General features: G+C 55.7%; 19 protein-coding genes. 5 read left to right on the forward strand and 14 right to left on the reverse strand.

The features are described from left to right. Positions 1–340: 340 nt before the first annotated feature. The 3 genes from rlmB to ACED87_RS07110 form a co-directional block, all read right to left on the reverse strand. The gene (gene rlmB / locus ACED87_RS07100; protein WP_449082192.1) at positions 341–1,321 is read right to left on the reverse strand and encodes a 23S rRNA (guanosine(2251)-2'-O)-methyltransferase RlmB; all 981 of its coding nucleotides are present in this window, start codon (positions 1,319–1,321) and stop codon (positions 341–343) included. 107 nt (positions 1,322–1,428) lie between these two features. Beyond that, a complete protein-coding gene (gene cysS / locus ACED87_RS07105; protein WP_449082194.1) occupies positions 1,429–2,853 on the reverse strand; it encodes a cysteine--tRNA ligase in 1,425 nt (474 codons plus the stop codon). Between the two features lie 2 nt (positions 2,854–2,855). Then, positions 2,856–3,752: an alpha/beta fold hydrolase gene (locus ACED87_RS07110; RefSeq protein WP_449082195.1), complete on the reverse strand. Its 897-nt coding sequence runs from the start codon at positions 3,750–3,752 to the stop codon at positions 2,856–2,858. A 127-nt stretch (positions 3,753–3,879) separates the two neighbouring features. Here ACED87_RS07110 and ACED87_RS07115 point away from each other — a divergent pair, with 127 nt between their 5' ends. Beyond that, entirely contained in the window at positions 3,880–6,423 is a 2,544-nt protein-coding gene (locus ACED87_RS07115) for a bifunctional lysylphosphatidylglycerol flippase/synthetase MprF (RefSeq protein WP_449082197.1), read from the forward strand. Next, a complete protein-coding gene (locus ACED87_RS07120; RefSeq protein WP_449082199.1) occupies positions 6,424–7,764 on the forward strand; it encodes an alpha/beta hydrolase in 1,341 nt (446 codons plus the stop codon). 12 nt (positions 7,765–7,776) lie between these two features. Here the strand turns inward: ACED87_RS07120 and ispF are convergent, their stop codons facing one another. Genes ispF through ACED87_RS07135 form a run of 3 tightly spaced genes read right to left on the reverse strand, consistent with a single transcriptional unit; the run spans position 7,777 to position 9,535 of the window. Continuing rightward, positions 7,777–8,253, reverse strand: coding sequence for a 2-C-methyl-D-erythritol 2,4-cyclodiphosphate synthase (ispF, locus tag ACED87_RS07125; protein WP_449082201.1), 477 nt, complete (start codon positions 8,251–8,253; stop codon positions 7,777–7,779). Then, positions 8,250–9,026 carry a 2-C-methyl-D-erythritol 4-phosphate cytidylyltransferase gene (gene ispD, locus ACED87_RS07130; RefSeq protein WP_449082203.1) on the reverse strand — a complete coding sequence of 259 codons (777 nt, stop codon included), beginning with the start codon at positions 9,024–9,026 and terminating at the stop codon, positions 8,250–8,252. The genes ispF and ispD overlap by 4 nt, the downstream gene beginning before the upstream one ends. 23 nt (positions 9,027–9,049) lie before the next feature. Then, a complete protein-coding gene (locus tag ACED87_RS07135) occupies positions 9,050–9,535 on the reverse strand; it encodes a CarD family transcriptional regulator (RefSeq protein WP_185173529.1) in 486 nt (161 codons plus the stop codon). Positions 9,536–9,791: 256 nt separating this feature from the next. On the opposite strand from ACED87_RS07135, the gene ACED87_RS07140 reads away from it, so the two are divergent. Continuing rightward, complete coding sequence (locus tag ACED87_RS07140) at positions 9,792–10,313, forward strand: hypothetical protein (RefSeq protein ID WP_449082205.1); 522 nt, start codon at positions 9,792–9,794, stop codon at positions 10,311–10,313. An 88-nt stretch (positions 10,314–10,401) separates the two neighbouring features. Here ACED87_RS07140 and ACED87_RS07145 read toward each other — a convergent pair whose 3' ends face one another. Beyond that, on the reverse strand, positions 10,402–11,082 hold the full coding sequence (locus tag ACED87_RS07145) for a winged helix-turn-helix domain-containing protein (RefSeq protein ID WP_449082207.1): 681 nt from the start codon (positions 11,080–11,082) through the stop codon (positions 10,402–10,404). Further along, positions 11,083–12,330 (reverse strand): sensor histidine kinase, encoded by a 1,248-nt coding sequence (locus tag ACED87_RS07150; RefSeq protein ID WP_449089775.1) that lies wholly within the window; start codon positions 12,328–12,330, stop codon positions 11,083–11,085. A gap of 183 nt (positions 12,331–12,513) precedes the next feature. Here ACED87_RS07150 and phoU point away from each other — a divergent pair, with 183 nt between their 5' ends. Both phoU and ACED87_RS07160 read left to right on the forward strand, forming a co-directional pair. After that, positions 12,514–13,170 carry a phosphate signaling complex protein PhoU gene (gene phoU / locus ACED87_RS07155; RefSeq protein ID WP_449089776.1) on the forward strand — a complete coding sequence of 219 codons (657 nt, stop codon included), beginning with the start codon at positions 12,514–12,516 and terminating at the stop codon, positions 13,168–13,170. A gap of 192 nt (positions 13,171–13,362) precedes the next feature. After that, positions 13,363–14,685: a trypsin-like serine protease gene (locus ACED87_RS07160; protein ID WP_449089777.1), complete on the forward strand. Its 1,323-nt coding sequence runs from the start codon at positions 13,363–13,365 to the stop codon at positions 14,683–14,685. Positions 14,686–14,766: 81 nt separating this feature from the next. Here ACED87_RS07160 and ACED87_RS07165 read toward each other — a convergent pair whose 3' ends face one another. The 6 genes from ACED87_RS07165 to ACED87_RS07190 all read right to left on the reverse strand — a co-directional run bounded on the left by ACED87_RS07165 (position 14,767) and on the right by ACED87_RS07190 (position 19,809). Continuing rightward, positions 14,767–15,507 (reverse strand): phosphoglyceromutase, encoded by a 741-nt coding sequence (locus tag ACED87_RS07165; protein ID WP_449082214.1) that lies wholly within the window; start codon positions 15,505–15,507, stop codon positions 14,767–14,769. A 126-nt stretch (positions 15,508–15,633) separates the two neighbouring features. Beyond that, positions 15,634–15,948 (reverse strand): DUF2516 family protein, encoded by a 315-nt coding sequence (locus ACED87_RS07170; RefSeq protein WP_449082216.1) that lies wholly within the window; start codon positions 15,946–15,948, stop codon positions 15,634–15,636. A 12-nt stretch (positions 15,949–15,960) separates the two neighbouring features. After that, complete coding sequence (locus ACED87_RS07175; protein WP_449082217.1) at positions 15,961–17,142, reverse strand: trans-sulfuration enzyme family protein; 1,182 nt, start codon at positions 17,140–17,142, stop codon at positions 15,961–15,963. Between the two features lie 105 nt (positions 17,143–17,247). Then, positions 17,248–17,841: a hypothetical protein gene (locus ACED87_RS07180; protein WP_449082219.1), complete on the reverse strand. Its 594-nt coding sequence runs from the start codon at positions 17,839–17,841 to the stop codon at positions 17,248–17,250. Next, positions 17,842–18,846, reverse strand: a complete 1,005-nt coding sequence (locus tag ACED87_RS07185) for a hypothetical protein (protein ID WP_449089778.1) — start codon at positions 18,844–18,846, stop codon at positions 17,842–17,844. Positions 18,847–19,077: 231 nt separating this feature from the next. After that, positions 19,078–19,809 carry an ABC transporter ATP-binding protein gene (locus ACED87_RS07190; protein ID WP_449089779.1) on the reverse strand — a complete coding sequence of 244 codons (732 nt, stop codon included), beginning with the start codon at positions 19,807–19,809 and terminating at the stop codon, positions 19,078–19,080. Positions 19,810–19,906: the final 97 nt, after the last annotated feature.

Genomic DNA, 19,906 nt, shown 5'->3' on the forward strand with positions numbered 1-19,906 from the left:
TCGCTATGTGACTAGTTGTTTTGTCGCTGGGTGGGTTTCCCCTGTGCCGTGGCGACTGGTAATACTTTACGCAGGTTTTTCAGACCATGCAACCCACTCTGAGCACTTTTGAGGCAGATTCAGCCCCAAAAAACACCCTCATACCAACAAAGAGACTAGTCAAAGACGTATTAAAGACATCAAAAGTTTTTTAAAAGTTTTTTTAAAGACCACTCAGAGACTTGATTTTAGGGATTTTTTGTGAGCCACGCCCTTAGTATGGCTCACAGAAGCCTCATCAGCTCCTATACACAAAGTGCTCCCCCACTATCTGCAGGAGAGCACTTATCGGCATTAAAGCTTAGGAAGCTCGACGGCGTGATACCTCATAGAGAGAAATACCGACAGCCATAGAAGCATTCAGAGATTCCATCGCTGAACTAATGGGAATCGAAACAATCTGATCACAGTTCTCAGTCACCAGACGCGACAGCCCCTTACCTTCTGAACCAACAACAATCATGAGCGGTTCAGAAGCTAGCTCAAGGTTGGGCAAATCAATATCGCCACCACCATCTAGCCCAACAACGAAAATGCCAGCGTCCTTAGCCTGCTGGATAACGCGAGTCAGGTTAGTAGCCTTAGCAACCGGGATACGGGCAGCAGCACCAGAAGAAGTCTTCCAAGCAGAAGCAGTCATAGCTGCTGAACGGCGCTCAGGAATAATGACGCCGTTACCCGAGAAAGCTGAAACAGAACGAATAATGGCACCCAAGTTGCGGGGATCAGTAATACCATCCAAAGCAACAAAGAGAGGCGGGGTGTCCATCTGCTTGTCGTACCAGCGGTCCATCGTATCGAGAACCAGGTTGCCAGCGTCCGGATACTTATAGGGAGGAATCTGAAGCGCAACACCCTGGTGAACGGCGTGATCGGTGAGACGATCTAGCTCATTACGGCCAATTTCAAGCATAGGAAGACCCTGCTTGTTGGCCTCGGTCATAATGTCACGGACGCGGTCATCAACCTCAATACGGGACATGACAAAAAGAGTCTTAGCAGGAATCTCAGTCTGAAGTGCCTCAAGTACAGAATTACGACCGGTCACCAGCTCATCAGAGGCGCGCTTACCACCCAAGCGGGGCTGGCGAGAACGCAAAGTACCGGTTGCCTTACGGTTTTCTGTAGCCTTCTTCATCTTGTAGGCCTTGTGGTAGACGCGCTCTTCCGCCTTAGGGGTGTTGCCACGACCTTCAAGGGCCTTACGGCCGTGACCGCCAGTGCCCTTAACAGGGCCCTTCTTCTTACTTGTTGCGCCGGGGCGTGAACCTGCCTTCGCCATGGTTACTGTCCTTTATTAGATGTCTATGAATTATTCTCCAGCTTACCGACCCCACGCCCTATACAGGGCGAGAGATGGAGCACGGTAACCAGAAGAAGGAGGAAGTATTAGAGCGACCAGGTAGACCCTGCCGCACCGTCCTTGACGGTAATGCCAGCAGCAACCAAAGCATCACGAATCTGATCAGCCCGAGCCCAGTCCTTAGCCTCACGGGCTTCAGCACGCTGAGTCAGCATGGCCTGAATCAGAGAATCTAGTGCTGCATGCTCACCAGCTTCATGTGCGGCAGCGCCCTCCTGGCTGAAAGACATAAGCTCCACCAGCCCCAGAACCTTAGCCATGGCATACACCTGCTCAGCGGCATCCTGGGCAGACTCACCAGCAGCTAAAGCGGCGTTACCTGAGCGGACGCCCACATGCAAAGCAGCAAGAGCCTTAGGGATATTGAGGTCATCATCCATCGCCTCAGCAAAAGCCTGAGGAACCTGAGCTCCTTCCCGGTGATACTCCTGAGTCGCAGCCAGGAAAGCCTCAACACGTTCAACAGCAACACGGGCCTCTTCCAACGAGGAAGGAAGATAATCAAGCACAGAACGGTAGTGAGCCTGACCCAAGTAATAGCGCACAACCAAAGGACGCGCCTGCTCCAGCATCTGGGCCGGGGTGATGATATTGCCAATAGACTTAGACATCTTCTCACCCTCATAGTTGACCAGCCCGTTATGCATCCAGAAGTTAGCAAAACCGTAACCAGCTGCCTGAGACTGAGCCATCTCATTCTCATGGTGAGGGAAACGCAAATCAAGGCCACCACCATGAATATCGAAAGTCTCACCCAGATACTTACCGGCCATAGCCGAGCATTCTAAATGCCAACCGGGGCGGCCCTTACCCCAGGGAGACTCCCAAGAAGCAGTGACAGGCTCCCCTTCCTTATATGCCTTCCACAAGGCAAAATCACGCGGGTCGCGCTTGCCTCGGGGGTCAGCGTCCGGAGCATCCTGCATGTCATCAATCTTCTGACGAGTCAAAGCACCATAGTTCTCCCAGGAACGCACATCAAAGTAAACATCCCCACACCCATCAGTAGCCGGATACGCATGACCACGATCAATCAAACGCTGAATAAGAGCAAACATCTCAGGAATATGCCCGGTAGCGCGCGGCTCATAGGTAGGAGGAGCAATATTCAAAGAAGCATAAGCCTGCCCAAAAACCCGCTCAAAACGGTAAGCCAAAGCCCACCACTGCTCAGCCGGGTACTCCCCGCTATAGTCAGCCTCAAAAGACGCAGCCGAATTCACCAGAATCTTATCGTCAATATCGGTAACGTTACGCACCATAGTGACCTTATAACCGCGGTAAGTCAGCCAGCGAGAAAGCTGATCAAAAACCAGCCCCGAGCGCACATGCCCAATATGCGGGGCACCCTGCACAGTGGCACCACAATAATAGATACGGGCCTCCCCAGGATGAACCGGGGTAAAGTCACGGACGCTTGCTGTTGCTGAATCATAAAAACGTAAAGTCACGCCTACCAGTTTACCGCGCGAGACAAAACCGGTGCGAGAAAACTACCCGCACAACTCATCAACAAGGAAAAATGCCCATCACGAGGCAGCTCATGAATCTGCGCCCCCAAACGCAACCCCAAGTTGCGAGCGCGAGCAGGCTTCACCACCCGATCACTGCCACCTATCCACACATGCACAGGGGTTTTAACAGTGGACTCAGAGAAACCCCAATCACCTTGAATCGCGTGCTCATCTTGCACCCCGCCCTCTATATCTATAGAAGATGGGAGAGCATAGTCGTGAGAGACAGCCATACGATAAGCAGCCGTCCGCCCCTGCACCTTCTGCCCCAGGGCCGCAGCAAGAGGCGAGACAGGCGATAAAGGGGCACAGACCGCAGCGGTAGCCCGGTCAAGTAAGCCTTTAGGTATCACAGAAGAGATGAGGCAGGCTAGGTGCACCCGCAAGGGAGTAAGGGACAAGCCGATACGGGTGCTCCACAGGCTGTGGTGGGTGAAAGGGGCAAGCAAGATGAGCTGATCAACTTTGTGCGGGTATAAAGCTGCCAGGCTCATGGCGTACGGACCACCACCGGAAAAACCAATCACGCTAATCTGCCCCAGCCCCAGGTGCTCGAGGAGGGCAGCAGCGTCCTCTTCAGCCCAGGTACTGACCCGGCGGTGAGCTACAGGATCCGACTGACCTAGGCCAGGGCGGTCCGGGGCAATAATACGAATGCCCAGCTCCTTAGCTGCCCCATCAAGAAAGAGAGCCTCATAGCCGCTACCGGGAGTGCCATGACAATACAGTGCAGTCGCCACAGGAGAATTAGTCTGCCCAAATTCATGCCAGGCGATACGGCGGGTGCCCTCATACACAAAGGAATGGGGGCGGGGTTCAAGAGAATCGACGTTCACAGACACTTCTTTACAGGTTAGAGCCAGTTTTCTAGGAGGGACAGCCTTATTCTAGCCCTGTTAGGCATGACTATACTGAACGAGACCAAATATCTTATTCCCCATCATCGCTGACCAGGAGGCTACTGTGCCTTTGACTTCTACCCCGGCCTCACCTCACATCGAGTCACACCCCGTCATCACCAGGCGCCTGCGCTGGACCCGCGAATACATCACCACCTACATCACTGTAGCCCCCTTCTCAGCCCTACTGGTGGGGCTCGCTCTCGGTGGGCTCGTCATTGAACTGCTTTTAGGGCAAGAAAAAGCCGCCGCCCTCACCTTCCAGCCCGGTAATTTTACCGCCACCTGGGAACCGCTCACCGGCATCATCATTAACCACAAGCCAGTAAGCACCCTCTTCTTCCTTGCCATTCTTACACTCACCGGCCCCCTCATTGAAAGAGCTCTAGGAACCTGGCGGTTCATTCTCACCGCCCTCGCTAGCTACCTGTTCCCAGCAGCGGCAATCACCGTTATCTTCTCTGCCGCACAAACCCTCCTTCCCGGTTGGGCTCAAGCACTCACAATCCACTCCGTCTTCGGCCTACCCCTCATGCTGGCAGGTTCCCTGCTAGCAGCAAGCCGCACCTACTCCACCGTCTGGCGCCGCCGCATCCGCACACTTACCTGCACGCTCCTTCTGGGGCTCCTACTTTTCGGTGGTTCCTTGAACGATATCGCCCTCATCGTAGCGGCAGCCACAGGCTGGGCGTGTGGGATTCTCCTAGTTCCAGCTCCCGAACGTGAACACTCCCTCGTCGGCACCCGCTATGAGGCCCGCACCCTAGTAGCTCTCGCTATCACCGCGGTCTCCCTCGGGATTTTCTTCGCCGCCCACTCACCCAACCCCGTAGGTCCGCTCTCAGCAGCCCGCTACGTGGTGGGGCCAGGGGCCCTGACCGACGCCGCCCTCGATGCGCTGTGCGCCGACAAGGCTACAAGCTCCCTCTGCGCCCACCAGGTATATGTAGATCAGACCAAGGGATTTTTAGCCAGCATCCTAGCGCTCTTCCCCCTGATTCTTCAACTTGTTCTCGCCCTAGGCCTAGTGCGGGGGCGCCGTCTAGCAGCCTACGGAACCCTAGCACTTCAAGGTGTTGTCCTCCTCTTTTCTCTCCTCAGTTTGGTAATTTACTCCGGCGTTCTAGGCCACCATTTAGCCCCTTTGAATGCCATCGCAGAACTTGAGGACGCCGGTGCCCGCCTGCTCGTACCCGTACTAGTACCTGCCGCCCTCATAGCCCTAGTGCTAGCTACCCTCCGCTTTTTTCCCCTACCCTCATCACGGCAGGCGGTATGGGCGTCCGCTCGTACCGTAGGGCTAGTAGCCCTCTCAGGGCTGGTGCTGGTGACAGCTCTAGCTGTCCTTTTCCCCCAGGGCTTTGCCCCTCAACCTCACCCGCTAGCTTTTGCCGGGGACTACCTAGTTAAGCTCCTGCCCTCAGCAGCCTGGTATGTGCTCCCGCCCTCCTACGCAGGAACCTTTTGGTTCACGGCCTCTCTGCACTGGCTAACCCCCGCCCTCACCTGGCTTGCCCTCATTATGTGCACCCACCGGGTCATGGTCGCCCCCGCCGGTGACACCTCCCAGAACCGTGACCACTACCTTGAACTGGTTCGTGAACACGGGGCAGGGACCCTGGGATGGATCGGCACCTGGGACAACCGCAGCTACTGGATCTCAGAGAGTGGAGAAGAAGGCTTCGCCTACCTGGAGCACGGGGGCGTTGCTCTTACCGTAGGAGACCCTGCTGCAGCCCCCAATCGGGTTGAGCAGGCCGTGCAAGAATTTGCCCGATTCTGCACCAACCGGGGTCTAGCACCGGCCCTCTATTCGGTGCACTCCCCCACCCAGCAGGTCTCCCAGGCCCTGGGCTGGAGCTCCTGGCAGGTAGCCGAAGAGGCTATCATCGACCTAGCTGAACTCAAGTTCTCAGGTAAAAAATTCCAGTCTATCCGCACCGCCCTCAACCAGGCCGGAAAACAGGGAATCACCACCAAATGGACCAGCTACAACGAACTGCTCCTAGCCGAGTGGGCCCAGATTGTGGAGATTTCTGAAGGCTGGGTCTCAGAAAAGTCCCTACCAGAGATGGGCTTTACCCTCGGTGGCCTTGAGGAGCTCAAAGACCCCGAGACTCGCATCCTCCTTGCTCTTGATGAGAGCGGCTTCATCCACGGTGTCACCTCCTGGATGCCCGTGTACAGAGAAGGGCGCCTCATCGGCCTAACCCTAGACTTCATGCGCCGCCGCGACGCCGAGGGCGTCTTTGCGGCCTCCATGGAATATCTGATTGCCTCAGCAGCCCAGGACGCCAAGGATGAAGGACTTGAGATTCTTTCCCTCTCCGGCGCCCCTCTGGCCCACTCCGTAGCCCCGGCAGTACGCAGCGGCCTTGATCGACTGCTGGACTACCTAGGGGAGCGCATGGAACCCCTCTACGGCTTCCGTTCCCTGCTCACCTTTAAAGCCAAGTTCCGCCCCCGTTTTGAACCCATGTACCTAGTCACCCCCGATTCCGGGGATCTACCAGCTATCGGAATCGCAGTCTCTCACGCCTACCTGCCTGAGATGAAACCAAAAGATGTGCTGGGCATCTTACAAGCTATGGGATCCCAGGAGAAATAAATGTTCGCTGATTTTGCCCGTTCCATTGATTTACGCGCCGACTATTGGGGGCCGCTGACCATCATTCTTGCAAGCCTCCTGGCCCTAGCATTGCTGGGGCGGGCTCTATCAGTAGTGCGCTGGCGCACCCACCTCATCATTCTCTTAGGCCTTACAGCCCTCGTCGCACTGAGCGCCTACCTCACCAACAATGTCTGGCACCCCGTAGCTGACGCTATTGGGGCACCCACCTGGCTCTGGTCAGGCTACGCCCTATGGGTAGTCATCTACGCTGTACTTGCCGCCAGGGCACACTGGCCACAGCGCGGACGTCTGCGCCCAACACTTTCAGTACTTACAGCCGCCCTCGCAGTTGGTCTAGGGTTTGCCCTAACCGGCTTAGGAATCAACGCCTACTACGGGGGCTACCCCACCCTGGCGTCCGCCCTGGGGATTACTGTGCCCACCAGCACCCTGGCTGAAACAGGGGCCTCTACCCCCGTCGCCGTCTACGATACCGGCGGGCAAACCCTAGCTAGCACCTGGACAGCGCCCGCTAATCTAGCCAGTGAGGGAACCATCATCCGGGAGAACATACCAGCCCACGACTCAGCCTTCACCCCGCGCGATGCCTACATCTACCTGCCCCCGGCCTACTTCAGCAACCCCCGCCCGCTACTGCCTGTTGTGGTCCTCATGGCTGGGCAGCCCGGTTCACCCTCTGACTGGTTCAACCTGGGCCAGGTGCATACCATACTCGACTCCTACGCAGCAGACCAGGCCGGGCTGGCACCGGTTGTCGTCGTTGTTGATCAACTGGGCGGTGACTGGACCAACCCCCTCTGTAGCGACACCGCCCACGGCCAGGTAGCTACCTACCTGCAAGAGACTGTCCCCACCTGGCTGACCAGTAATCTACAGGTCGACACTGACCGCTCCCACTGGGCTATCGCAGGACTCTCCAACGGGGGAACTTGCGCCCTGCAAACAGCACTACGCGCCCCCGACACCTACCCGGCCTTCATCAACATGTCCGGGGAGGCTCACCCCTCCCTCGGCAACGAAAAGCTCACCCTCACCCGCGGCTTCGACGGCGACCAAGCCACCTACCAGGCAAATGACCCAGCAACCATGCTGGAACAGGGTACCTACACCCAGCCAGGGCCCAGCGGCATCTTCTCTATCGGCACCGAAGACGACCCCTCCTACACATCAGGTCTAGAAGGGCTCTATACCGCCGCTCAACAGGCCGGGCTCAATGTGCAATGGAAAACCTACCCCGGCAAGCACGAATGGAAAGTCTGGGAGGCGGCCTTCGCTGATGCCCTGCCCTGGCTAGGGCAGCGCACCGGCCTCCAGTAACCCTGAAGCAGCCTAGCTCTGCGGGTAAACCAGGGCCACCGCAACCGCAGCAAGCCCCTCACCACGGCCGGTCAAACCCAGCCCATCGGTGGTTGTAGCGGTCACCGTCACCGGCGCACCGGCAGCCTCAGATAGGACGCGGTTAGCCTCCTGACGGCGAGGAGAAAACTTAGGCTTATTGCCAATCAGCTGCACAGCAATATTGCCGATCTCAAAACCGGCAGCCCGCACGATTGCCGCCGCCTCCGACAAGATACGCACCCCAGAAGCCCCCGCCATATCAGGGCGGTCCACCCCAAAGTTAGACCCCAAATCGCCTGTACCGCTAGCGGAAAAAAGGGCATCAGCAGCAGCATGGGCCACCACATCACCATCTGAGTGACCTGACAGGCCCCGCTGGCCTGGCCAGTGCAGACCAGCCACCCACAGTTCGGTGCCCTCCTCACCAAAAGCGTGAACATCATTGCCGGTACCAATACGGGGAATCATACTTCTCTCTTTTCAGAATAGAGGGCTGTAGCGAGGGTAAGGTCTAGAGGGGTTGTTATCTTAAAGGCTTGGGCCGCCCCTTCGACAGTAGCGACCGGCAGACCCAGGGTTTCTGCCAGCATGGCATCATCAGTGATGCTTTCAGCAACTTCAGGGCTCAAAGAGGCAACATCCCGATGAGCCTGTAACAAGGTAGCAAGATCAAAGCCCTGGGGGGTCTGCACCGCCCGCAACTGGGCACGAGCCGGGGTCCCGCTGACGTACCCGGCAGAATCCACAGTCTTAATGGTATCTACCACAGGCAGGGCAGGAATCACGGCCTTCTCTCCTGCCGCCAAGGCAGCAGCCACCCGGTGGTAGACGCTGGCAGGGGTAAAGCAGCGGGCCGCATCATGCACCAGGACGCCGGTAGGCAGCTGCTGGGAGGCCCCAGATAGGGGCGGTGCGTCCGCAATTGCGGCTAAGGCGCTGGTTACCGACTCGGCGCGAGTAGCGCCCCCGGCCACCGCTAGAGCACCATAGCGGGCACACACGTGCCGCAACTCACGATCTTGGGGTGGTACCGTCACTACCAGCCGCGCAGCCACACCGGAGGACAAGGCCCCTTGTAAAGCCCACTCTAAGAGAGTGCGCCCGGCAACCTGAACCTCGGCCTTGGGCTTGCCCGCTCCCAAACGCGACCCGGAACCAGCCGCCACAATAACAAGAGCGAGCACCGAACCACCCGATGTGGTTGCGGTGCCCGCTGTATCAGAAAAATCTAGAGTGCTCACAGCTAGTGAGCATACCCGAAAGTTTAGACGCCTTCGAGAATCTTATCGAGTTCAACCTCGGCAGCTTCTTCGTCGATGTCCTTAGCCAGAGCGACCTCAGATGACAGAATCTGACGGGCCTTAGCCAGCATACGCTTCTCACCAGCAGACAGGCCACGGTCATTCTCACGGCGCCACAAGTCGCGCACGACCTCAGCAACCTTCAGCACATCACCAGAAGCCAGCTTCTCAACATTAGCCTTGTAACGGCGTGACCAGTTCGCTGCTTCTTCGGTATCGGTTGCCTGGAGTACATCGATGACTTCCTGCAGACCGCGCTCGTCAACAACATCGCGCACGCCCACCATATCGACGTTCTCAGCGGGCACCTCAATCACCAGGTCACCGTTAGCAACCTTGAGTTTCAGGTACATCTTCTCTTCGCCACGAATCTTGCGCATCTTGATTTCTTCAATCGTTGCGGCACCGTGGTGAGGGTAAACGACTGTTTCGCCAACCTCAAAAACCATATGGATAAACCCCTTTCAGCCTACCTATTCTACCATGCGACGAAAGACAGCACCCTTAAAAGTCTCAAGAATAGGCCCGGCGCTCTGAGCGAACCTAGGCACTTCATTTAGGGCCTTTTACCACCTTGATACAGACGTATCGTCGATAAAGCAGATAGAATGTGACCTGAACGAAATAAAAATCCGTACCTCGGCGCGGAGCACACACTTTCTCTGCCCAGCAGCAGATTACGACCCTACACAAGGAGCTAGAGCTGTGAAGAACACCGCTTCTATGACCCTCAAGCGCGTCAGCGCCCTCGCCGCTATTGCTGGTGCAATGCTAGCTACCACCGGTTGCACCTACACCAACCAGCCCGCCACCACCATCGTCTACTCAGCATCAGACGGCCAGATGGTCAACCTCATCGGCGAAAACGGCCAGCAAGATATCCAGTTGCGCAACATCATGGTCATCGCAGCAGATGAAACCTCACAGGGCCGCCTCCTGGGCACCATCTTAAACCAGACTGAAGAAGACGCCACCGTCACTCTGGCCTTCCCCACCGAAACTCTCACCCTTAAGATCCCCGCAGGCCAAGAAGTCCGCCTAGAAGACGATAAGAACCAGCTTCTGCTCGACAAAGCTGGCGTTGCCCCCGGCCTGCTCCTGAAGGACGTCGAAGTATCCTCCACCGTTACCCCGGGCACTGAAACCTTCAACGTGCCGGTACTTGATGGCACCCTGGAAGAATATGCTCCCTACCTGCCTACCACAGCAGCTAGCAACAACCGCTAAAAACTTTCTCCTTCACACCCAAGGGGGCTGGTAGTTCACATCATCGAACTACCAGCCCCCTTTGCTTTACCCGGCGTATAAGAGCGGTTTAAGGCTCAAACTTATAGCCCAGACCACGCACCGTCACCACATAACGCGGGGACGAGGGGTCAGGCTCCACCTTGGAACGCAGACGCTTAATATGCACATCTAAGGTCTTGGTATCACCTACATAGTCAGCACCCCAGACCCGGTCAATGAGCTGAGCGCGCGTCATCACGCGACCAGCGTTACGCAAAAGCATCTCTAGCAGCTCGAACTCCTTGAGAGGCATGGCCACAGTTTCACCAGAAACAGTAACCACGTGGCGTTCAACGTCCATACGCACTGGCCCGCCCTCGATAGCTCCCGCATCATGCTCTTCAGATTCGCCCTGGCGTCGTAGCACTGCGCGGATACGGGCTATGAGCTCACGGGAGGAATAGGGCTTAGTGACGTAGTCATCAGCACCGAGTTCTAGGCCAAGCACCTTATCAATTTCTGAGTCTTTGGCAGTGAGCATGATAATCGGGACCGCGCTGGTAGCACGAATCTGCTTGCAGACCTCGGTGCCCGATTGGCCCGGAAGCATGATGTCGAGCAATACCAAATCTGCTCCGTTACGCTCAAACTCGACGACAGCGTCCAGGCCATTATCAACGACCTGCACCTCAAAGCCCTCACGACCCAGCAAAAAGGCCAGGGGCTCGCTCAGCGCCTCTTCGTCCTCAACCACTAAAATACGGGTCACTTACTTTGTTTCCTTCGCAGTTTGAGCCGACCCTATGGGGCGCGGCGCTGTGTGGGTGTTGTGATCTGTTACCTGGGTGAGAGGCCCGGTCAGTGGGTGCTCTCCCAGCAGGTCTTGTTTGGTCTCTTCGTCAACAAGGGGTAGAGAAATCGTGAAGGTTGAGCCGGAACCAGGCTGGGACCAGAGGGTCACTTCGCCGCCGTGCTGCCCGATAATATGTTTCACAATGCTCAACCCCAGGCCTGTGCCTCCGGTCTGACGTGAACGGGCTGGGTCTACCCGGTAAAAACGCTCAAAGATGCGGTCTTGTTCATCCTCTGGGATGCCGGGGCCCTGGTCTTTCACAGAAATTCTAACAGCGTCACCTTTCACCGCCATGCCGATACCCACCTTCGTGTTCTCAGGTGAATAGCGGATAGCGTTCTCGATGAGATTGCGTAAGGCAGTGCCCAGTAGCTCCGGGTCCCCATGCACCGGGTAGGGTGCCTTACCCCCCACCAGAAGCTCAATATTTTTGCCCTCAGCGGTGAGGCGGTTACGGTCTACTGATTCAGCTACTATCTGCTCAACATCGACCAGGGTGGAGTTCAGTACCATATCAGCTGACTGAAGGCGGGAAAGCTCAATGACATCTTGTACCAGAGCTGCAAGCCGCTGGGACTCTTTCTTCAGCTTGCCCGAAAAATAGCGTACTAACTCAGGGTCATCGGCTGAGGACTCAATCGCCTCAGCCATGAGCCCCACCGCACCCACCGGGGTTTTTAGTTCGTGCGAAACATTGGCCACAAAGTCGGTACGCACAGTCTGCGCGCGGACGATTTCGGTGCGGTCATCAGCTAACACCAAAATATATTCATCGCCCAGGGGCGCTACCCGCACATCAAGTACCAGGCGGCTCTGGTCATAAAAACCGCGGGTTAAAATAATCTCTCTCTCAACAATGACGCTCTTAGAACGTACCGCATCAATCATCTCTAAGAGTTCATCGAAGACCACTGTATGCCCGCGCACCAGCCCCAGGGCATAGGCACCGGGGGAGGCTTGCACTACCCCATCCACAGCATCTACCACCAGGTAGGCACGGCCAATGACCGCCAGCACCTCAGCGGCGCCGTCGCTAATGGTTGGCTCCTCAACATCAGCCCAGCGAGCGCGCTGACGCTCACTACGTTGCACAGCGAGCATGCTCACCACGCCAATGAGGAGCCCTAGCACAGCGGCAGATAAAGCAATCACAGTAGGGTTCACATCTACCAGCTTAGGGCCTGTACGCCCGCCCTGAGCCCCTTAAAGCCCTAAATATTTGGGGGTTCAACTAACGTTTACCCAACCATGTGTTTGTGTTCATGTGGCCTTGGCACTCTATAGAGGTAGCCGTAGGCAGGAGTCTGCCCGGTACCCCACACTTCCCCAGATGGAAAGGACGCGCACGTGCGCAAAGTCTTCCAAGCCGAACTACAGCACGTCGGTGAAGAGCTGATTCATATCGCCACCCTAGTCCAGGAAGCCCTTAACCGTGCTTCGGACTCCTTCTTGCAGGCTGACGTGCAAGAAGCTGAAGAAGTCATCAGCAATGATGCCCGCATCGACTTCATGCAAAATGAGCTCGATGAACGCGCCATCGACATCCTAGCCCTGCAGGGCCCGGTAGCCTCTGATTTGCGTATGATTGTAGGTGCCCTGCGCATGAGCTCTTCCCTTGAGCGCATGGGTGACCTTGCCCGTCACGTAGCTCAGGTTGCCCGTATGCGCTACCCTGAGCATGCTCTGCCTGAGTCCATCGTGCCGGTCTTCCGCGAGATTATTGAGTTGGACCAGAAAATTATTGCCAGCGTCATCAGCCTGCTGGAGACCCGCGATCTCTCTCACACTCAGAACATCATCAAGAACAAGATGCGCATTAACGAACTTCACGTTGAGGTCTTTAACCGCATGGCGGCTCCTGACTGGAATCAGAGCGCCCAGGTGACCGTGGACGTCACTCTCACCTCCCGCTACTTGGAGCGTTTTGGCGACCATGGCGTCTCGGTAGCCCGTAAGGTCACCTACCTGGTGACCGGTGACTGGAATGCTGTGCCTAGCATCTAGTTTTTATTCTTGCCTGCTCTAAGAGTGGGAGCTTGATGCACCTGGTGCTGTACTCCTTGTATGAGGGGTGGGGCACCAGGTTTTTTATGGGGTGTGGACGCCGCTCACAGAGTCTTCTTGCTGCCTGAGTTTGGGTTTATGATAGATAATCGTAAATGAGAATGATTCTCATAAACCTGATAAGGAGCCCCCATGCGCAAGCATCCCTTACTAGCTGCCCTAGCTATAGGAGCAGCCCTCTCCCCCTTCACCTCCGCCCAAGCCATCTCAGGAGGTCAAGAAACCAACTCCGAGTTCATCGTCCAACTCGCTATCCAAAAAGAAGACCAAACCTACGACCGCTGCACCGGTACAGCCCTCAGCCCCACCTGGGTCATCACCGCAGCCCACTGTACCGAAGATGCCGCCACCCCCACCTCCGCCGATATCTACTTCTCCAACGACAAGCTGAACCCCGGCGTCCCCATCAGCTCCGCCAACATTATCGAATCCTCCCAGGCTGATATAGCCCTCATCCAGCTCTCCACGCCCCAAGAGCTCAGCAGCTACGCGACCCTAGCCTCAGATCACAGCTTCACTATGAATCAAGAAGGGTACATCTACGGCTATGGGCGAGGAATAGAGGGCGAAACTATGCCCTGGCTCCGCACAGCAGCAGTCAAACAGTCTTTCCAAAGCCGAGATGCCTACTGGAACGAGGTCTACCGACTTGAAGGTATTGACGGGACCTCCAACCATGGCGACTCCGGTGGGCCCTTTATGGTCGATAACAAGCTCGTTGGCATTAATGTCATGGGCTCTCATGTAGCTAACGATTACTGGATCGGTGAAGTTTCTGGCGCCCTGGAACTGCGCCCCTTCGTTTCCTGGATAGAAAAAACCGCAGGCATCCAGGCACAACCCATGACCGGTGTAGCTAGCCCTGAACCTGAAACAAGCCCTGAACCTGAAACAAGCCCAGCACCAGAGGCCAGCCCAGCACCAAGCGACCTGCCCACCCTTGCTCCTGAACCTGATGCCACTCAGGAACCGGTAGATGCCCCAGCACCTACAGAGACCCCAGCACCTGCAGAAACCCCAGTACCTGCAGAAACCCCAGTACCTACAGAAGCCCCAGAACCTGCACCCAGTGCAGAGCCCACCCCCAGCACAGCACCTGCGCTCCCAGCCCCCAATCAGCCTGAAGCCAGCTCTGAACCGAGCGCCTCGGCAGAACCCACCAGCTCACCCAAGCCCAGCGAAACCGCCCCTGTAGCAAGCCCCAGCGCGCAGCCGTCCGCGCAGGGCAATGGAAACCCCGCAGAGCCCAAGGTAGAACCCAGCGCAGAATTTAACGCACATCAGACCGGCACCGCGCCCCTAGCGCATAAGGGAGCTCAAGAAGCTCACCAGAAGCAGGAACCTGCCAGCTTGGCCCGCACCGGTGCGCCCCTGCTGGTTCTGACCGCCTTAGCCGCCGCTATCGCACTAGCTGGAGTTGCCCTCACCCGGCGCAACCCCACCAGCCAGAAGTAAAACACATACCGGGCGCTAGCACCTCTAGAGGTGCTAGCGCCCGGTATCTACTGCGATAAAGCTTAAATGACAGGAAAGAAGCTACTTCTTACCCTGGTTAGCAACAGCCTTAATAGCGTCCTTGGCGGCATCGGGGTCCAGGTACTCGCCGGCACCCAGGGGCTTAAAGTTTTCATCCAGCTCGTAGTAGAGGGGGATGCCGGTAGGGATGTTCAACCCGGCAATATCCTCATCTGAGATACCTTCAAGGTTCTTCACCACAGCGCGCAGGGAGTTACCGTGAGCTGCCACCAGAACGGTCTTACCGGCCTTCAAATCTTCCTTAATCTCTGATTCCCAGTAAGGCAGCATACGCTCAAGAACATCTTTGAGGCACTCGGTGCGCGGAGCGTTCTCAATATCTGCGTAGCGGGGGTCATTGGCCTGTGAGAACTCGTCGTTATCATCCAGTGCCGGCGGGGGAACATCGTAGGAACGGCGCCAGGTCATGAACTGCTCTTCGCCGTAGGTTTCTAGGGTCTGAGTTTTATCTTTGCCCTGGAGCGCACCGTAATGGCGCTCGTTCAGGCGCCAGGTGCGCTTAACGGGAATCCAGTGGCGGTCAGCCGCATCAAGAGCCAGGTTAGCGGTGTTAATGGCGCGACGCTGTAAGGAGGTGTGCACAACATCGGGGAGGATGCCGCGCTCCTTGAGTAGTTCACCACCACGGGTAGCTTCGGCGCGGCCCTTCTCGGTCAGGGCAACATCGACCCAACCGGTGAAGAGGTTCTTCTCGTTCCATTCTGATTGCCCGTGACGGAGCAGTACCAATTTATAAGTCATAGCCCCCATTATCCCACTTCGCTACGCCAAACCATAGAAAAACCCACACATATTCATAATATGACCGGCAAAATACGGAATAATTATGATTATGTGTGGGTTTTTCAGGCAGAACGCAAGTTGCTGTTAGCGGCGACGCACCGCCACAGCAGGGCGGACGTCCGCCAGGAATACGCCCACCGCCGTAGCAGCAATGAGCTGCAGAAAAATAGAGCCCCCACCAAAAGTCCAGGTCTGCCAGAGCGTCACAACAGAGAAGGCTGCTGCCGCACCGGTCACCCCCACCCAGAAGCCCTTAGTGCGCCTAAAAGCGCTCTGATAGGCGTGGCTTGAGGCGCGGGCCGCCTCAATCAAGGCAAAGACCGCCAGGGCGGCAACTACCAGGGCCAGGGCAAGGCCCACATAGTGGGTAACCAGAATAATGAGGGCAATGGGTGTCATGGCGTCCGTTCGCTACTTGAGGTTTTCTAGGGCCGCGGCCAGATCGTTGTAGAGATCATCAACGTTCTCGATACCTACCGACATACGCAGCAGCGACTCAGGAATTGAGTGCGGCTCTGAACCGTGACGGCGGCGGCGTTCAATCAGAGATTCTACGCCACCGAGGCTGGTTGCAGGCGTCCAAATGTTCAGGGCCTGAACCACGCGGTCAGTTTCTTCGGCAGTGGCATCTAGGGTGATGGAAAGAATTGAGCCGAAGGTACGCATCTGTGCGGACGCCCGCTCAAAGCCGGGATCAGTCGGCAGGCCAGGGTAGCGCACAGCCTTGACAGCAGGGTGAGCTTGCAGACGCTCAGCTAGCTCTAAGGCGTTAGCGGCTGCACGTTCCAAACGCACACCCAAAGTACGGATACCGCGCAGACCCAGCCAAGCTTCAAAAGGCCCAGCAATGGCGCCATTGGTGGTGCGGTGGGCGACCATAGCATCACGCAGTACGGGGTTAGAGGTAACGGTAAGACCCAATATCACATCGGAGTGTCCGGCGATGGACTTAGTAGCAGAGTGGACGACGACGTCCGCACCCAGCGCTAGCGGGTTCTGCCCCAGCGGGGTGGCGAAGGTGTTATCAACCGCAGAAACAATGCCCAGGCGCTGAGCAGCATCGAGGATAGCGGGCAGATCCGCGACCTCCATCATGGGGTTGGTGGGTGACTCTACCCACAGCAGCACCTTAGGGGCTGCATAGTTGATGTTCTCAGGGGTGACGCCAGCGGTGGCGGCAGCCTTTTCCATTTCAGCGATAACGGACTCAGTGTTCTCAATATCAAGACGCACCAGAGTGGCAATACCGCGAGCTTCAAGACGCTTAGCCATAGAAACTGAAGCCATGTAGGTGTGCTCAGGCTGCAAAATAATGGAGCCAACAGGCACTAGATCCTGCACAGCAGCAACAGCGGCCATACCGGATGCAAAGACCAAACCAGGTAGTTCTGCCCCCTCAAGATCAGCTACAACCTCTTCAATGCCATCCCAGCTCTGGTTAGTGAAACGAGCATAGGTGTTAACATCTGAGGGGCCTGTCTGCCGGAAGGTAGAAGACATGGCAATGGGCGGGTTCACAGGAGCCAGATCATCATGGGCGGGGCGGCCACCAGCGACCAGGCGGGTTTCGGGAGCAAGATTCTGTTCAGTCATAAATTCAACGATACGCACTGAGCAGGGAGGGCGCTACCAGCTGTTCATCAATGGTCATACAAGGGGCAGTGTGGCTGTATTAACTAGGTAGCGCGCGGAAGCGAATTAGCGGCTACTGTCGATAACAAGATGAAAACGTTCTGCCAGAACTACACCCATTCCAGCAGCAACAAGAGTCAAAATAACCTGATACAGTTGCGGGTCATTATTAACCAACCAAGCCCAGGGAGCAAGCCCTCCCCCTGAGCGGCGGGCAAAAATTGTACTCAGCACAAGAAGAATGGAGGGAATTAAACTGACGTAGGCACCGAGGCAGCGATAGAGCACCGAGACGACACCCAACAGTCCCAGTAGCTTCATAAGTACAAGCCAGACAGTAGAATCTCCCAGGCAGGCTATGCCAAAAGTAAAACACGTAAAAAGACCGAGACCGGTTGCTAGAAAATAGGAATACATCTGGATACTACGCGGAGCCACTCTTTCCCACAATTGAGCGCCTGGGTAAGCTGCAAGAGCAATTGCAGTAACGGAGCAAACAATCAGTACAGCATCAACAGGCACAGACCGCGCCAGGGTAGGGATAAAATCAGGCAGGGGGAGATAAAGTGAAGTCCCCTTCCAGAGGGCAAGCAAACCCGAACTCAGCAAAAGCACCAAAGTGGGTCGCATGAGATTACGTGACTTGAGAAAATAGCGCACTTAAACTCCTGGAGGAAGAGAACAGCCACTCAGAGTTGTGTAGAGCTCTCGAATCGCTTGTTCTCGCGTAGAGTCTACATCTGCAGAGTCTGCCAGATAGTCGGTGAGCTGATTCATAAGCAGGTCGGTAGAAGCACTATAGGCGCTGAAAGCTTGCATATCATTTTGAGTCAAAAAGACATCGAAGCACTGCTCTAACGGGGCAGTATAAATCGAGGCCACCATGCGATGAGCTTCTTCTCCTGTCATCGTCGGAGGGTAAGCAATATAGGCTGTTCCTTCATGCAGGGCAGGGAGATTTTCACCCCTGTAAATCAGGGCTTGTTCTACAGGGGGTAGCCCTATATTCTGTATTTTCTTGAAGTCAAACGATATCTGCTCCCGCAGGTCATTCCTCGCCAAAGATACTTCTCCCACACAGACCTGCGGTGCGCTACCTGCACAAACAAGATCCTGGTCAGCAAGATAAGAGGTTGCAACTGGGCCCAAGTGACCTGCCACAAGATATCCTGCGCCACCACCCAGGGTTAGGCAAAGTGTAGCAACTCCTATTTTGACCAGCTTATGGCCACCCCGCCATGTAGCTAGGCCAAGAAGACCACAGCCCACTATCACAGAAAAGATAAGAAGAGCCGCAGGGGCGGCAGGATCTATACGTTCTACCGGCGAGCAGCACATAACCATAGCGGGACCAGCCAGATACCGTATAAAGGTGATAGGTAGCGTCCAAGTAAAGGCTAGCCATAAGTAGCTCGTCAGCAGGGCAAGGGGGTAGGCAAGAAAAGGACATAAGAATCTACCACACCAGTAACCGAGGGCGGTATGAACCATCAAGGCTGAAATTTGAGCTACAAGAATCAGTGCAAACCGAGAATTGGGCAAAGCTTCTGATAACGCAAGCAATCCAATCGCTCCAGCTATCTGTACCGCTGCTCCGCCGAGAAAGGCAGGAAAAATCCATAACCCTATTATTTGCCAGCTCGGTCTTGCCGCTGCAGTGTGCATTAACCTAGTACGGCAAAGTTGCACCCCTGCCCAGCAAGAAGCGAGAGAAGCCAAACCTGCCGAAAATATAAGTAAAAGCGAAGCCTGACCGGCAGCAGATTCAGCATTGCCTACGATGGTTGCTGAGTTGCTGTATACCAGGATGTAAAGAAGGTTCAGGATTAGGGCGGCAGGAAGCAACTTGAAGGCTAGATGATGTGTGAATACGTCTAGATATACAGGCCGCATGGTCTATTGCTCCATGAAGTGGTCAAAGGCTGCTAGGGCTTGCTGTTGTGATGTTCCACTGAAGGGGGCGAGGAAGTCACAGGTATGCCCAGAAAACGTCAGGTGCCCCTGGTTCAAAGCAAGAACATACTGATAAATCTCATCGAGCTGGTAAAGATCGTGAGTGGCGACAAGTACAACCCGCTCTTGCCCGACAGTTTGAATCAGTTGGTTAATGACGTTCTTATGTGAGGGATCAAGACCCGCGGTAGGTTCGTCCAGGAGCAAAGTTCTAGCACCTGTCGCAAGAGCACCTGCGATAGCCAGACGTTGTGTTTCGCCACCTGAGAGTTCCGTGGCTTTACGCTCTGCTAGCTCCTGGAGGGAAGTTGCTTCTATAGCCTCTTGGGTAAGACGGTTCGCCGTTGAACTTGAGTTTGAAGCTAACCAACTGACATATTGAATGTGTTGCTCTACGCTGAGTCCGGGAATCGGCTTGTAATGTTGAGGTACCAAACCTATATGTTTTCGATACTGCTTAACCTGCTGACGGCTATCGAGTCGATGAGACTCTACCTGTAGACCTATTGTGCCTTGGGTAGGCTTGAGCGCTGTTGCAAGGAGCGAAAAGAGCGTACTTTTTCCTGCCCCATTATGGCCAAGCAGGGCTGTAGCGCCGGGTGCCAGACTGAAGCTGAGGTTATAAAGCACCCGGCGCCGTTGCCGTGTATAACTAAGATTTTCTACAAAAATCATAGAACCTTCTAGTAGGTCTGCTTCACATAAGAAACATCGAGGTAGTGATTACTAACATACTGATTATTCAACCGTTCAACCTTGAAATAATATTCAT

The organism is Rothia sp. 32237D007AR, from assembly GCF_053544675.1.